Source organism: Paraburkholderia nodosa (assembly GCF_001718195.1).
In the GTDB taxonomy this organism is placed as follows: domain Bacteria; phylum Pseudomonadota; class Gammaproteobacteria; order Burkholderiales; family Burkholderiaceae; genus Paraburkholderia; species Paraburkholderia nodosa_A.
This window is the reverse complement of sequence record NZ_MCNV01000015.1, coordinates 169,418-183,923: the sequence shown is the minus strand read 5'-3', so window position 1 is coordinate 183,923 and position 14,506 is coordinate 169,418. Positions and strand designations below refer to the sequence as shown.

Annotated in this window: 14 protein-coding genes and 2 pseudogenes; 10 read left to right on the top strand and 6 right to left on the bottom strand. The window is 65.7% G+C overall.

All coding sequences use genetic code 11. The annotated features are described in order from the left end of the window. Positions 1-59 precede the first annotated feature (59 nt). Complete coding sequence (locus BFD71_RS24355; protein ID WP_069266869.1) at positions 60-1,907, bottom strand: acyl-CoA dehydrogenase; 1,848 nt, start codon at positions 1,905-1,907, stop codon at positions 60-62. A 365-nt stretch (positions 1,908-2,272) separates the two neighbouring features. On the opposite strand from BFD71_RS24355, the gene BFD71_RS24350 reads away from it, so the two are divergent. Together BFD71_RS24350 and BFD71_RS24345 are read left to right on the top strand one after the other, a co-directional pair. After that, the gene (locus tag BFD71_RS24350; RefSeq protein ID WP_141710785.1) at positions 2,273-2,662 is read left to right on the top strand and encodes a hypothetical protein; all 390 of its coding nucleotides are present in this window, start codon (positions 2,273-2,275) and stop codon (positions 2,660-2,662) included. Then, a complete protein-coding gene (locus tag BFD71_RS24345; protein WP_083245441.1) occupies positions 2,659-4,770 on the top strand; it encodes a putative bifunctional diguanylate cyclase/phosphodiesterase in 2,112 nt (703 codons plus the stop codon). Before BFD71_RS24350 ends, BFD71_RS24345 begins: the two co-directional genes overlap by 4 nt. Here BFD71_RS24345 and BFD71_RS40715 read toward each other — a convergent pair. Continuing rightward, complete coding sequence (locus tag BFD71_RS40715; protein ID WP_368602325.1) at positions 4,767-5,069, bottom strand: CoA transferase; 303 nt, start codon at positions 5,067-5,069, stop codon at positions 4,767-4,769. The two genes, BFD71_RS24345 and BFD71_RS40715, sit on opposite strands and share 4 nt — an antisense overlap. Here BFD71_RS40715 and BFD71_RS24340 point away from each other — a divergent pair. Together BFD71_RS24340 and BFD71_RS24335 are read left to right on the top strand one after the other, a co-directional pair. Next, positions 4,994-5,629: an SDR family NAD(P)-dependent oxidoreductase gene (locus tag BFD71_RS24340; RefSeq protein ID WP_069266867.1), complete on the top strand. Its 636-nt coding sequence runs from the start codon at positions 4,994-4,996 to the stop codon at positions 5,627-5,629. The two genes, BFD71_RS40715 and BFD71_RS24340, sit on opposite strands and share 76 nt — an antisense overlap. Before the next feature lie 28 nt (positions 5,630-5,657). Next, entirely contained in the window at positions 5,658-6,422 is a 765-nt protein-coding gene (locus BFD71_RS24335) for a crotonase/enoyl-CoA hydratase family protein (RefSeq protein ID WP_069266866.1), read from the top strand. A 13-nt stretch (positions 6,423-6,435) separates the two neighbouring features. Here the strand turns inward: BFD71_RS24335 and BFD71_RS24330 are convergent, their stop codons facing one another. Together BFD71_RS24330 and BFD71_RS24325 are read right to left on the bottom strand one after the other, a co-directional pair. Then, the gene (locus BFD71_RS24330; protein ID WP_069266865.1) at positions 6,436-7,197 is read right to left on the bottom strand and encodes an aldolase; all 762 of its coding nucleotides are present in this window, start codon (positions 7,195-7,197) and stop codon (positions 6,436-6,438) included. A 59-nt stretch (positions 7,198-7,256) separates the two neighbouring features. After that, the gene (locus BFD71_RS24325) at positions 7,257-7,736 is read right to left on the bottom strand and encodes an Lrp/AsnC family transcriptional regulator (protein ID WP_069266864.1); all 480 of its coding nucleotides are present in this window, start codon (positions 7,734-7,736) and stop codon (positions 7,257-7,259) included. Between the two features lie 115 nt (positions 7,737-7,851). Between BFD71_RS24325 and BFD71_RS24320 the strand changes: the two genes are divergently transcribed. From BFD71_RS24320 to BFD71_RS39350, 3 genes and pseudogenes are all read left to right on the top strand, one after another. Continuing rightward, positions 7,852-9,066, top strand: coding sequence for a diaminopropionate ammonia-lyase (locus BFD71_RS24320; protein WP_069266863.1), 1,215 nt, complete (start codon positions 7,852-7,854; stop codon positions 9,064-9,066). A 21-nt stretch (positions 9,067-9,087) separates the two neighbouring features. Beyond that, positions 9,088-10,263, top strand: a complete 1,176-nt coding sequence (locus tag BFD71_RS24315; protein WP_069266862.1) for a M20 aminoacylase family protein — start codon at positions 9,088-9,090, stop codon at positions 10,261-10,263. Positions 10,264-10,332: 69 nt separating this feature from the next. After that, positions 10,333-10,512, top strand: a pseudogene (locus BFD71_RS39350) (M20/M25/M40 family metallo-hydrolase); the annotation flags it as partial. An 18-nt stretch (positions 10,513-10,530) separates the two neighbouring features. Here the strand turns inward: BFD71_RS39350 and BFD71_RS41550 are convergent. Continuing rightward, positions 10,531-10,722, bottom strand: a complete 192-nt coding sequence (locus tag BFD71_RS41550) for a hypothetical protein (RefSeq protein ID WP_069266861.1) — start codon at positions 10,720-10,722, stop codon at positions 10,531-10,533. 73 nt (positions 10,723-10,795) lie between these two features. Beyond that, positions 10,796-11,049: pseudogene (locus tag BFD71_RS39345) on the bottom strand (acyl-CoA dehydrogenase family protein); the annotation flags it as partial. 432 nt (positions 11,050-11,481) lie between these two features. Between BFD71_RS39345 and BFD71_RS24300 the strand changes: the two are divergent. The 3 genes from BFD71_RS24300 to BFD71_RS24290 all read left to right on the top strand — a co-directional run bounded on the left by BFD71_RS24300 (position 11,482) and on the right by BFD71_RS24290 (position 14,341). After that, complete coding sequence (locus BFD71_RS24300; RefSeq protein ID WP_069266859.1) at positions 11,482-11,661, top strand: hypothetical protein; 180 nt, start codon at positions 11,482-11,484, stop codon at positions 11,659-11,661. A 91-nt stretch (positions 11,662-11,752) separates the two neighbouring features. Further along, positions 11,753-12,709, top strand: a complete 957-nt coding sequence (locus BFD71_RS24295; RefSeq protein ID WP_069266858.1) for a chemotaxis protein CheV — start codon at positions 11,753-11,755, stop codon at positions 12,707-12,709. A gap of 198 nt (positions 12,710-12,907) precedes the next feature. Next, positions 12,908-14,341 carry a DNA-binding protein gene (locus tag BFD71_RS24290; RefSeq protein WP_069266857.1) on the top strand — a complete coding sequence of 478 codons (1,434 nt, stop codon included), beginning with the start codon at positions 12,908-12,910 and terminating at the stop codon, positions 14,339-14,341. The last annotated feature ends 165 nt before the right edge of the window (positions 14,342-14,506 follow it).

Genomic DNA, 14,506 nt, shown 5'->3' with positions numbered 1-14,506 from the left:
AAAGGCCGACGCCAGTCCGGTCTTTTGGGGCGCCTGGCTTTCGCTCCGTGATCGCGGCTTTAGAACCACGCGTCCTGCATATCGAGCGTGGTGCGGTCGAGCGAGGTGAGCAGATCGAACTGCGCGCCGGTTTTCGGCAACTCCCATGCGAAGAAGTAAGCGGCCGCCGCGAGTTTGCCGCGATAGAAGTCCGCCTCCTCGCCGCCGGTTTTGGCGAGCGCCGCGCGTGCCACGAGCGCCTGTTCGAGCCACACCCAGGCGAGGACCACGTGGCCGAACGCTTCCAGGTACACCGAAGCATTGGCGAGCGTCACCGCTGGGTCGCCGGCTGCCCACAACTGCCGCGTGACTTGCGTGAGCCGCTCGAGTGCGGCTGCGAGCGTGCTTGCGTGGGCGGCCTCGTCTGCCGTGCCCGAAGCGTGTGCGCGTTCGAGCGTAGCCTGCACGCGCGCCACGAAGACCTTGAGCGCCGCACCGTCCTTGATGACGACCTTGCGGCCGAGCAGGTCGAGCCCCTGAATGCCATGCGTGCCTTCGTGGATCGGATTGAGACGGTTGTCGCGATAGAACTGTTCGACGTTGTACTCGCGCGTGTAGCCATAGCCGCCGTGCACCTGGATGGCGAGGTCGTTGGCCGCGAGACACCATTGCGAAGGCCAGCTCTTCGCGATGGGGGTGAGCAGGTCCAGCAGCAGCGAGAGCGGCTCGCGCGCCGCGCCGCTGGCGGCACCCGCTTCGTCCACGAGTTTGGCGCACCAGAGGTTGAGTGCGAGCGCGCCTTCCACGTAGCTCTTTTGCGCGAGCAGCATGCGGCGCACGTCGGCGTGCTCCACGAGCCTCACCTGCGGCGAAGCCGGATCTTTGCCCGCCGCGCCCACGGGACGCCCTTGCGGACGGTTGCGCGCGTAATCGAGCGCATGCAGATAGCCGGTATAGCCAAGCATCGTCGCGCCGAGCCCCACGCCAATGCGCGCCTCGTTCATCATGTGGAACATGTACGCGAGCCCGTGATGCGGCTCGCCCACGAGGTAGCCGATCGCGCCCGCGCGGCCGCCCGGCGTGTGCTGCGTGCCTTCGCCGAAATTCAGCAGGCAGTTCGTCGTGCCGCGATAGCCCATCTTGTGATTGAGGCCTGCGAGCACGACGTCGTTGCGCTCGCCGCGCGAGCCGTCCTCCTTCACGAGGTACTTGGGCACGACGAACAGCGAGATGCCTTTGACACCCGCAATGAGCTTGCCGTCGGGACCGGGAATCTTGGCGAGCACGAGGTGCACGATGTTCTCGGCAAGCTCGTGCTCGCCACCCGAAATCCACATCTTGTTGCCGCGCAGACGATATTGCGCGCCGAGCGGGGAGTCGCATTCGAAGTCGGCGCGCGTGGCGACATCCGAAAGCGACGAACCCGCTTGCGGCTCGGAAAGGCACATCGTGCCGAAATAGCGGCCTTCCAGTTCGGGGCGCACGAAGGTGTCGATCTGCTTTGCGCTGCCATGCGCGAGCAGCAGGTTCGCGTTGCCGATGGTGAGGAACGGATAGGCGCTCGTGCCGACGTTCGCCCCCTTCAACCACGCGAAGCCTGCCTTCTCGACGACGAGCGGCAACTGCATGCCGCCGTATTCGTAGTCCTGACCTGCGGCCATCAGGCCTGCGTCGCTGAACGCCTTCAACGCCGTCTTGACCTCGGGGATGATCGTGACCGTTTCGCCGTCGAAGTGCGGTTCGTACTGATCGTTCTTCTTGTTGTGCGGCGCGAAGAGGTCAGTGGCGATCTTCTCGCAGGTGTCGAGCGCGGCGTCGAAGGTCTCGCGCGTGTGATCGGCGTAGCGCGGAATACGCGTGAGGCTTTCGACATCGAGCCATTCGTAGAGCAGGAAGTTCAGATCGCGGCGGGAAAGGATCAGCGACATGGCGGAACGGTCTCGCATCTTGAGAGGAGAAGGCTGCTAGCGTACCTAAAATAGAACGGTCGTGCTATTGGTAGTTTCTCCAGCGATAAACGGGGCTCGTTCGGCAAGCGGCAAATAAACGGGACCAAAACATTGCAAACGTTTGCAAATACCTGTCCCATAAAGGGTTTCCTGAAGTTTATTGATTTGCTGCCGTAAACTCGTGCGCGGTCCCGATTTTCCCTGTCGAGCCCGCCAACGAGTCGCGCCGATGCCTTTACGGCGGCTCTTTTTGCAGCCGAATTCAACCAGGCGCATCAAGGTCCATCAGCTGCCGCCGCATTAACGCCTACCTGCAACTTTTCTTCCTCATTCAAGTGTCGTTCATGCTGGCAGATTCGCCGGGTCGCGCGCAGTCGCTTCGACTGTCCGGCTCGCCACCGCGCGTGGTCATTCGCGCGCTCGACGACGTCGCGCGCGCCGCCGACGCGATCATGTATTCGTGCCTCGCGATGGACGGCGTTCCGGCCAGCGCGCCCACGGCGGTCGCGCTCAAGGGGGCGATCGCCCAGATGGCGCGCGCCATGCAGGAGGTCAGCACGAGCACGGCGCACGTGGAGCAGGCCGCGCTCGAAATCGCGGAAGGCAACGCGAACCTGAGTGCGCGTACCGAACACCAGGCGGGCAGCCTGGAAGCCGCGCGTGCGGGCGAACAGGGACGCGGCTTCGTCCGACGTCCGGGTGAACGAGTGGTGAACAAGGAGATCTTCCCATGATGAGCGTGGCGGGCTGCATCGTCTACAAACACAACCTGTGGCTCGTCGTCGTCGCGCTGCTGATCTGTGCCGCGGGCTCGTGGGTCACGGCGCGGCTCGTCCTGCGCGCGTTCGCCACGCGTTCGCTGCAGCACATGGGCTGGTCGTTCATCGCGGCCGTCGTGGCCGCCGCCGATATCTGGTGCACGCACTTCGTCGCCATGCTCGGCTTCGAACCGGGCGTGCCGATCGCCTTCGACCCCGTGCTGACCATCACGTCGCTGCTCATCGCGCTCGTGGGTAGTTTCGCGGGGTTCCTGCTCGCCACGAGCCACGCCGCGAACCGTCTCACGCGTGCTGCGCCCGCGCTGGGCGGTGCGATCGTCGGGCTGGCGGTCGCGCTCATGCATTACGCAGGCATGCTCGCGTATCGCGTGGAAGGCATCGTGATCTGGAATCGCGTCGGGATCGCCTTGTCGATCGTGTTTGCAGTCGCAATCAGCGCGCTCGCGCTGCATCTCGCGGGCGTGGCCGCTCGGCGCCCGCAGGAGAACGCGGCCAGCGCGCGAGCGAGCGCCGACGCGTCCGCGCGCCTCGTGGCGGGCGTGCTCGCGCTCGCCATCGCCGCGCTGCACTTCACCGGCATGTCCGCGTTCCAGGTGGTGCCGATGCCGCTCGACGGACACTTTTCGAATCCCGCCGCGTTGCACGCGCTCGCGCTCGCCGTGGCGTGCATGGCGCTCGTGATTGCAGGCGCGGGCTGCGTGAGCTTTCTGCTCGACGACAGCGTGCGCGCCGAATCCGTCGAGCATCTGCGCACGATGGCGATGAGCGACATGCTCACCGGCCTGCCCAATCGCGCGAGCTTCAACGCACGCATCGACGCCGAACTGGCACGCACGCAGGACACGCGCAAGCTGGCGCTCATCGGCATCGACCTGAACCGCTTCAAGGAAATCAACGACCTGCACGGCCATCACGCTGGCGACGAAGTGCTGCGCATTCTCGCGCGGCGTCTTTCGAGCCTGATGCGCGAAGGCGAGTTCGTGGCGCGCGTGGGCGGCGACGAGTTCGTGGCGCTCACGCGCTTCTCCTCGCGCGATGATCTCGGCGATCTGCTCTCGCGCCTCGAAACCGCGCTGTACCGGCCGGTGCGCTACGACGACGCCGAAGTGCTCTCGGGCGCGAGCCTTGGCGTCGCCATCTATCCCGACGACGCCACCACCAAGACCGTGCTCATCAACAACGCCGACCTCGCCATGTACCGCGCGAAGGCGGATCTGGCGCAGTCGGTGTGCTTCTATGAGCCGGCGATGGACGAGATCGCGCGGGCGCGCCGCTCGCTCACGCACGACTTGCGCGAGGCGCTCGCGCGCGGGCAGCTGAGCGTGCACTACCAGGTGCAGACCTCGATCGCGAGCGGCGAAATTTGCGGCTATGAAGCGCTGCTGCGCTGGGAGCATCCGCGGCTCGGCTTCATCTCGCCCGCCGAATTCATTCCGCTCGCCGAAGAGAACGGCCTCATTCTCGGCATTGGCGCCTGGGTGCTGCGTGAGGCCTGCACGCGCGCTGTTTCGTGGTCGCCACCGTACAAGGTGGCGGTGAATCTTTCGCCCGTGCAGTTCTCGCACGCGGACCTGCCGAAGCTCGTCGAGACCGTGCTGGTCGAGACCGGCCTCGCGCCCGAGCGGCTGGAACTGGAACTGACCGAGACGACCATTTTCGCGGACCGCGAGCGCTCGCTCGACGTGCTGCAGCGAATCAAGGCGATCGGCGTGAGCATCGCGCTGGACGACTTCGGCACTGGCTACTCGTCGCTCGACACGCTGCGCTCGTTCCCGTTCGACAAGATCAAGCTCGACCAGTCTTTCATCAGCGAGGCCGAGTCGAGCCGCCAGGCCACCGCGATCATTCGCGCGGTGCTCGCGCTCGGCAAGAGCCTCGGCATTCCGGTGCTGGCCGAAGGCATCGAAACCGAGGCGCAGCTCACGCTGCTCGCCGACGAAGGCTGCGACGAAGTGCAGGGCTATCTGCTCGGCCGCCCGGCGCCGCTGAGCCATATCGTGGCGAGCGGGCAACTGTCGCTGCTCGCCGACGACGAAGCAGCGCTGGGCGCGGTGCGAGGTTAAGCGCTCTCGCCGCCGTAGTCCACGAAGCGCGGCGCGCATTGCGGCTGCCATGCGCCGCCGCTCTGCGCGAACGCGCCGCGCGCCACGTTGTGCGCATCGAGCGGCGCTTCCGCAAGACCCAGCACGGGCGTGACGCATGCGTCGCTGCCTTCGAACACGGCGGTCCATTCATCGCGCGTGCGCGTGGCGACCGCCTGGGCGATCCGTTCCTGTACACGCGGCCGTGGCCGATGAACTCGGCGCGCGCGCGAGCTTCGTGCCCGCCGACGTGACGAGCGCCGACGACATGAACGCCGTATTCGAGGCGGCTACGAAGCGCGGCACGCTGCGCTCGCTCGTGCATTGCGCTGGTCGTGGCGGCGCGGTGCGCCTGATCGAGAAGGACGGCTCGCCGGGCTCGCTCCAAGCCTATGAGAACGTGGTGCGCGTGAATCTCTTCGGCACTTTCAATGCGCTGCGCCTCGCGGCGGCGGCGATGGCGCGCAACGAGCCCGATGCCGGAGGCGAGCGCGGCGCTTGCGTGCTCACGGCTTCGGTGGCGGCGTACGAAGGGCAGATCGGGCAGGTGCCGTATGCGTCGTCGAAGGCGGGCGTGGTGGGCATGACGCTCGTGGCCGCGCGCGACCTGGCAAGCAAGGGCATCCGTGTGTGCACGATCGCACTTGGTCTCTTCGACACGCCGCTGCTCGCGCGCCTGCCCGAGGAAATTCGCGAATCGCTCGGTCGCATGGTGCCGTTCCCGCCGCGACTCGGTGAAGCCGACGAATTCGCCGCGCTCGCGCTGCACATTCTCGAGAATCCGATGCTCAACGGCGAGACCATTCGCCTTGACGGCGCGATTCGCATGCAGCCGCGCTGAGCGAGGCCGACCATGAGCGAGGCCGACCATGAGCGACGAATTGCTGATCGAATTCTGTGACGGCATCCAGATCCTCACGATCAACCGTCCCGAGGCACGCAACGCCTGCACGAAGGCGGTGGCCGAAGCGATAGCCGCCGCGCTGGACGAACTGGAACAGCGTGACGATCTGCGGCTTGCCATCATCACTGGCGCGGGCGGCACGTTTTGCGCGGGCATGGACCTGAAGGGCTTTCTCGAAGGCGAACGGCCGAGCCTGCCGGGCCGCGGCTTTGCCGGGCTCACGGAAGCGCCGCCGCGCAAGCCGCTGATTGCGGCGGTCGAAGGCTATGCGCTCGCGGGCGGCTTCGAAGTCGTGCTGGCGAGCGATCTCGTCGTGGCCGCGAACAACGCGCAGTTCGGTTTGCCCGAAGTGAAGCGCGGGCTATGCGCCGCGGCTGGCGGATTGTTGCGTCTGCAACAGCAGGTGCCGGAGCGTATCGCGATGGAGCTCGTGCTTACCGGCGACATGTTCGGCGCCCAGCGGGCCTTCGAGTTCGGCCTCGTCAACCGTCTCACCGCGCCGGGCGAAGCGCTGGCGGGCGCGCTCGAACTCGCGCAGAAGATCGTGGCGAACGGCCCGCTCGCGGTGGCCGCGAGCAAGCGCGTGATGCGCGAATCGCGCGACTGGTCCAGTGCTCAGATGTTCGCGCGTCAGCGCGAGATCACGGACCCGGTGTTCGCTTCCGCCGACGCGCGAGAGGGCGCGGCGGCGTTCGCGGAGAAGCGCAAGGCGGTGTGGCAGGGGAGGTAGGGCGGCCCTTTCGTCAGGCATGCGTGAGGGTTCTTCGCAGCGCCGCGAAGAACAACTCCGATTGCAATCGCTCGCCCTGAATCTGGTCGGCCACGCGCTGCGCGAGTTCGGGCGCCACGGGCCGCAACGCGCGCCCGGTCGAGCCCGCGAGCACCTGCGCGGCGCAGGCGCGCTCCAGGTAATAGAGGTCGTCGAACGCGTAGTCGATGCGCTCGCCGCACACTACCACGCCGTGATTGCCGAGGAAGCCGATGTCCTTGCCGTCGACCGCATGCGCAATGCGCTCGCCTTCTTCGGGGCCGAGCGCGAGGCCGTTGTACTCGCGGTCGAGGGCGACGCGGCCGTGATAGCGCATCGCGTTCTGCGACAAGGTCGTATCGAGCCCGCAGTCCACCGTGAGCGTGAGGGCGGTCGCATACGGCATGTGCGTATGCAGCACGCAGGCCTTCTTCGCGATGCCGTGGATGGCGGCATGAATGAACATCGCCGTCGGCTCCACGGCATGGCGGCCCGCCATCACGTCCCCCTGTGCGTCGACGATGACGATGTCGTCGGCCATCACCTCGCTCCACATCAGGCCGCGCGGGTTCAGCAGAAAGAGGCCGTCTTCGCCGGGAAGCGCGACACTGAAGTGATTGCAGACGCCCTCACCCAACCCGAAATGCGCGGCGGCACGCAGTGCGAGCGCGAGGTCCGCGCGCAGCGTCGCGATTTCCGGGTGGTGGAACAAGTCTTCGCTTTCAATGGCTCCAGCATGATGCACGGCGTCGCTCATGGGTCGTGGCTCCTGTTGTTCAGATGACCGCGTGGCGTCTGCGTCGCAGCCCGCATTCGTCATTCGCCGTCGAGCGCGAGCGGCACTTCGAGTCCCACCTTCACGCGGCTCATGCTCACCAGCGTCTTGAACCGCCTCACGTTGTTGTTCGAGAAGAATAGCTCGCGCGTGAGTTCCGTGTACTGGTCCATGTTACGCACCGCAAAAATGAGCACGAAATCCCACTCGCCCGCGACGTAGTAGCACTGCTGAATCTGCGGGCAGCGCTCGAAGGTGCGCTTCATGGCGTCCAGCAAGTCGATCTGCTCGCTCTCCACCTCGACGGTCGCGACGATCGTGATGGGATGATCGACCTTCTCGGGTGAGACGATCGCCGCGTAATGGTCGATCACGCCTTCGTCGGCGAGACGGCGCAAACGCCGGTTCACCGCAGCCGTAGAGAGGTTCACGCGTGCGCCGAGTTCGTTTTGGGGAATCTGGGCGTCGCGCTGGACTTCCATCAGGAGTTTGCGGTCGAAGGAGTCTAGATGTGTCGCCATTTACGCGGGAGCCTGAAAGTCGATATTTTTTTGCGTGACGTGGCCGCATTATGAGACTTTTTCGCGGGGGCTGCGCAATATCATTTCGACATCGCAAGTCCACCGGAGCCCACCCATGCTGATCGCCAACCCGCGCGCCACGCGCCATGCCTACCCCGAAACGCTCGGGGCCATCCTGAACGTGAAATCGGGCGACGAGAGCCGGGCATGGCTCGCCGGTTGGTCGCTGATCAGCCCGGAGTCCACGCCGCTCTGGGATCTGGACGGCGCAGCGGCGCGTCTGGGCGTTGCTCGCATTGGACTCAAGGACGAATCGTTTCGTTCTCCTCTTGGCAGCTTCAAGGCGCTGGGCGCACCCATCGCGCTGATGCGCCTCATCATGCGCCTGTGGCCCCTGCAGGAGATCGATCCTCGCAAGCTGATCGAAGGCCGCTACGGCGAGATGGTCACGAACCTCACGGTCATCAGCGCGACCGATGGCAACCACGGCAAGGCGCTCGCCGCAGCCGCGCAATCGATTGGCTGTAACTGCGTGATCGTGCTGCATGCGAACGTCAGCGTCGAGCGCGAAGCGGCGATCGCCGCGTACGGCGCGCGTATCGTTCGCATCGTCGGCAACTATGACGAATCGGTCGAGCACGCGGCGCAACTGGCGAAAACGAACGGCTGGCACGTCGTTTCCGATACCTCCTATGGCGGCTACGAGGCGATCCCGCGCGACGTCATGCAAGGCTACGGCACCATCGCGGCGGAACTCATCGAACAGTCCGGCGATGCGTGGACGCACGTGTTTCTGCAGGGCGGCGTGGGCGGGCTCGCGGCCGGCGTAGCCAGCTACCTGTGGGAGCATCATGGCGCGGCGCGTCCGCGTTTCATCGTGGTCGAACCGCGCCAGGCCGACTGCCTGTATCAAAGCGCCATCGCCGGCCGCGCAGCGAAAGCCACCGGGTCGGTCGATTCCGTGATGGCGGGCCTTGCGTGCGGGGAGACGTCGCCGCTCGCGTGGCAGATACTCGAGCCGTGTGTTGACAACTTCATGCTGATCTACGACGAGGATGCCGTGGAGGCGATGCGTAGCCTCGCCACCGGCGCGGCAGGCGACGTGCCGATCGTAGCGGGCGAATCGGGCGCGGCAGGGCTTGCGGGCCTCGCGATGCTAATGCGCGAACCCGATCTCGCGCGCGCAGCAGGGCTCGACGCTGCCTCACGCGTCCTGTTGATCAGTACCGAGGGCGCCACGGCGCCCGGCGTGTACGCGCAACTGGTCGGCGCGTCCGCGGAGACCGTGGCGGCCCGTCGCGACGCCTGGCTGAGTCAGGTCGCGCAGTAACCGAAAAGAGGACACCCCCACATGGAAAGCACACTGCAAGGGCAACTCAAAAGCTGGCGACAGTATCTGCACCAACGTCCCGAAACCGGCTTCGAGGAGATCCATACCGCCCACTACGTGGCCGATATCCTCGAGACACTGGGTCTCGAAGTGCACCGCGGCATTGGCGGCACGGGGCTCGTGGCAAACCTCACGGTCGGCAACGGCAAGCGCGTGATCGGCCTGCGCGCCGATATGGACGCGCTCAATATCGCGGAGCAGGCGCCGGGCCGCGCACATGCCTCGTTGAACGCGGGAAAAATGCATGCATGCGGACACGACGGCCATATGTCGATGGTCCTCGGCGCGGCGCGGCTGCTCGCCGAGCGGCGCGATTTCGACGGCACGGTGCGTTTCATCTTCCAGCCGGCCGAAGAGCATGGCCGCGGCGCCAAGGCGATGATGGCGGACGGGCTGTTCGAACGGTTTCCCGTCGATGCGATCTTCGGCGCGCACAACATGCCGGGCATGCCCGCCGGCACGTTCGCCACGCGCGCGGGCGGCATCATGGCGAGCGAGGATAACTTCGTCATCCATATCAAGGGGCGTGGCACGCACGCGGCGCGCCCGCACATGGGGGCCGATCCCATCGTCATCGCGGCGCAAATCGTGCTCGCGCTGCAAACCATCGTGTCGCGCAATCTCGACCCGAGCCTGCAAGCCGTGATCTCCTGCACGGAATTCATCACCGACGGCATTCGCAATGTCATTCCGTCGAACGTGATCATCAAGGGCGATACGCGCAGCTATTCGAAGGAGGTGCAAGCGCTGCTAGAAACCCGCATGCGGGAAGTCAGCGTCGGCATTTGCCAGACGCACGGCGCCGAATGCAGCTTCGAGTACACGCACGAGTTCGCGCCAACGGTCAATTCGGAGCAGTTCGTCGAACTGGCAGTGAACGCCGCGCGCAGCGTGGCGGGAGACGCCGCCGTGGACGCCAACGTGCAACCGATGATGATCTCCGAGGATTTCGGTGCGTTCCTGCAGGTCGTGCCCGGGAATTTCATCTTCATCGGCAACGGCGACGCGCCGGAGCGCGGCGGGATTCCGCTGCACAACGCCGGCTACGATTTCAACGACGACATCCTGATGACCGGCGCACGCTACTTCGCGGAGATCGCGCGCCTCGCCTTGCCGGTGGGAACCAACCAATCGTGAATATGCTGAAACTGAATGGCGAAGTGCTGCTTCGGCAACTGCGCGAACTGGGTGAAACGCGTTTGCAGGACGCCGAGTGCGGGCCATGACGCCCAAATGATTGTGCGGATCGCGCCAGCGGCGATGATCTTCGTGCCGAGCCGCGGGGGCATTAGCCACAATCCGCGCGAGCACACGGACGACGATCAGTTCATCGACGGCGCGAAGGTGCTGCTCGATGTGGTCTTCGCGCGCGGTGGCACGGCGTGAGGCCCGCGTGTTGCGCGATTACGTCCCCACCGCCGCGGCCTCGTCGAGCGCATCGTAAATGCCGATGACTCCCGCGGCGACATTGTTCCAATGATCGATGGCGTGCGTGCCGACCACGTCGTCCCAGAACGACTCCGATCCATATTGAAGACGTTGCGCGTGTAACCGTCTCGTATAGAGCTGCAGATCGAACTCGGCGGTGATGCCCATCGCGCCCACGAGCGCGTGTGCGCCGTTCGCCACCAGCGGCGCGGCGCGGCTCGCGCCTTCGCAATGGCCGCCGCACGATGCTCGAATAAATGCGCTCCGGGCCGCTGCGCTCGAACGCGAGTTCCGCGGTGACCTGTTCCCAGCCCGCGCCTTCGGTGCCGATCAGTGCGTCATCGGGCAATTCGACATCGTCGAAGGTGACTTCGGAGAAGTGCGCATCGCCGGTGAGGTCCCGGATTGGCGCGACATGCACGCCCGGCGGTGACAGATCGACAATCACTTGCGAGCCCGCGATGCCGGTCCTCGGGCGCCCGAGGTGCGCACGATTGGGCAGCCATTTTTCTAACAAAAGATTAATCTGGATAGCGAAATAATGGCCGTGCTTTTTCGTTCGATCTGTCGCTTACAACTATTCACGGCGTATCTTTCTGCGGCCCGACATCGAGGAGCGTTAGCCGTAAGGGCCAGAATGAACTTGCGGGATAACCAGAACAAAGACGAGGTAAACGTGTAAATCGACTCAAGGTAGACGCGTCCGAGCCGTTAGTAGAGGAAGCTCAGATGTCACGCGGAAAGCAGCCGCACAGGAGAAAGAATTGGGCGGATTGCTGATGGAAGAGGCGTCGCGGCGCGCCGCACAGATGGCGCGCCAGCCGATTACGGATATTTCGCGCGGCCGGAGATGTTCGCGGTGCGCGTTACGCCGCCGCACTTCAACGCGGTGCTGGCGGTGATGGAGTTGCTGATGAACAGCGGCCCTTGGCGTTGCGTGCCGTGCTCACCGGTTCGCTCTCGTTGCTGCACGTGGCCCATGGCGCCAGCGCCCGCGCGTTCTGGCAGGGCTTGCCGCTCGCCGACGTTGTACTCACCGCACTCGTGGAGGGCAGCGGCGTGCTCGGCGAGCGGTACGATCCGGTCATGTCTCCTGCATTCGCCTGATACCACCGGAAGCCCCCTGAAACAAGCACAACGGTAAGCCGGATGACCGGTTCCCCAAGCCTATTCGCGACAGATCATTACGGAGTGCAAATTGAAATCAGTGCAGCAGCATGGCGTGGACGAGCGTACCACTCTGACGAGCAATAACCGGCTCGAACTGCTCCTCTTTCGCCTGGGCTCGGCGCGCAAGGGGACGGTCCGCGGCCTTTACGGCATCAACGTCTTCAAGATTCGCGAAATCGCGACCATGCCCGAGCTCACGCCGATTGCAGGCTCGCCCGAGCATCTCGCCGGCGCGGTGGATATTCGCGGCCAGATCATTCCGGTGATCGATATCGGCTCGATGATCGGGTCCGTTTCGGAAAAGCCGCCCGGCATTCTGCTCGTTACCGAGTTTTCTCGCGGCACGCAGGCGTTCGCCGTGGAGGAAGTGGAGGACATCGTCCGGCTCGAGTGGAGCGAGGTGCTGAGTGCGGAATCGAGCGGCACCACGGGCTATGTGACGGGCGTGGCGCGCATCAATCCGGGCACCGCGAACGCGCGCCTCGCGCAACTGCTCGACGTCGAGCAGATCATGCGCGACGCCTTCCCCGAGCAGCACACCGAAGTGGGCGCCGACGCCGTGGGCGAAGCCGTGCGTCTTGCCGGCGGCCGCATCCTCGCTGCCGACGACTCGGGCTTCGCCCGCGCGCTGATCGGGCAGGCGCTCACCGCCCTCGAAGTGCCGCACGTGATTGCCCACAACGGCCAGGCCGCGTGGGAGATCCTCCAGCAGATGGCGACTGATGCGCAGAGCGAAGGCATCGCAATTCGCGACAAGGTTTCGCTCGTGATCACCGACCTGGAAATGCCTGAGATGGATGGCTTCATGCTCACGCGCAAGATCAAGGCCGACCAGCGCTTGAAGCACCTTCCGGTGCTCATTCATTCGTCGCTTTCAGGCAGCGCCAACGAGGCGCACGCGCGCAACGCGGGCGCGAACGGCTACGTCTCCAAGTTCGCACCTGCGGAGCTTTCGGCGGCGATTCGCAGGGCGCTGGCCGCCTGACGCGAGCCACAAAACCCCGGTGGCCAGCGTGGAGGAGCTGACTTTGGGCTGCGGCAGCGGCGTGACGCGGACCACGCCCGGCTGCGCAATCCTGTGAACACCTCCCCTTAAACCCGGCTTTTCGAGCGATTAACCGGGAAGTGGTTGCCTGACAATCTCTAGAAACGCGGGGTGGGCTCGCACTTTCTCGAGGCAGATATGTCAAGCAGCATTACGATCACGGACGAACTGGTTGCTGAAATCGCGGAGCGGATGGCCGACGAGGGTCAGAAGGTTTCTCCCATGGCCATCTGGTCCGAAGTTCATACCGGTTCGGTGGTCGCGGTGGCTGCCTCGCTGCGCAAGTGGCGCGAAGAGCGTGCGCCGCGCGTGCAGCAGGTCGTGGAGCGCCCCGGGTTGCCGGAAACCGTGACGGACACGATGCGCGACGCGCTCGACCGTCTGTGGACGTCGGCGCAGGACGAGGCCGAGCGAGCCGTGGCGCGCCGGCTGCTGTCGATGCGCGAGCGTGTCGAGGACGCGTGCAACGAGCGCGACAACGCGCTCGAAGAGCTGCAGAGCACGGTCCAGGAACTCGACGCCCTGCAAGTTCAGCTGGATAACATGACGCGCGCCTACGAGACCAGGCCCAATGCCGGGCCGGCTCTCGAGGAAGACATCGCGAGCGCGATTGGGCGCGCCGACGCAGCCGAGAAGCGCGCCGAGGAACTGGCCGGGCGCGTTTCGGCCCTCGAGGCGGAACTGGAGCGCGCGGTCGCCGAATTGGCCGCTGAGCGCGAAGCGCACGCGGCCCAGGCCGCCCAAGCCGAAGCCGCTGAGGCAGCCGCGGAGGAAAGCGGGCAAGCCGAGCCGGCAGCCTCGACCGGGAATGACGAAGCGGAGCGCGCAGCGCTGGAAGCGGCTCACGCGGAAGCGGTGGCGAAGCTCGAGGGCGAACTGGAAGCGATTCGCGCGGCGCTGCAAGCCGAGCAGGAAGCGCTCGCGGCCCAGCGCGAACAGGTCGCCGGTGCCCAGGCCGAGCGCGATGCCGCCGCCACCGAACTGCAGAATGCCCAGCAGCAGCTCGCCAGCCTGAGCGACGAGCGCACGGCCGACGCCTCCGAAATCGCGCGTCTCACGGCGAGCCTGACCGAGGCGCAGGAGCGCGCCGACGCCGCGCAGCTGCAGGCGACCGAACTCGCCGAGATGGGCGAATTCGCCAAGGCCGCGGAATCGAGCGAAGCCGCCGAGGGCGCAGCCGAGGCACAGCCCGCGGCCGCCGATCCGGAAGAAGTCGAAGCGCTGAAGGCCCAGCTTGCCAGCGAGACGGCCAGGCACGCCGCCGCGATTGCCGATGCGCGCGAGAACATCAAGCGCTGGTCCGAGTACGCGAACGGACTGAAGCAGCAACTGGCCCAGGCCAACGAAAAGGCGATCGTGGGTCTTGCCCGCAGCGCCGGCGAAGCCTCGTTGAGCCGTCGCCTCGCCACCGAGCTGGGCCAGGTCGCGCCGGAGCATGAACTGCTGCGCAAGGAGTCCCAGCAGCAAGTGGTCGTCGAAGCGGTCAGCGCCCATCTCGAGCAGCAGGGCTATGCCTACGACGCCAAGACCGGCATGGTGTCGAAGCTGAGCACCGAAAACGCGCCGGCCTGAGCGCACCGTAGACCGTACGTTTGACGGCGCATCGCGAGTGCGTGCGCCGACCTGGTTCCCAATGACCGCTGCCTGAGTGCAGCGGTTTTTTTTGCCCCGCCTCGATGGATCCGCTGACTGCACGCACGCAGGCATCGGGACAAATGCCGACTTCCAGCCAGCCGA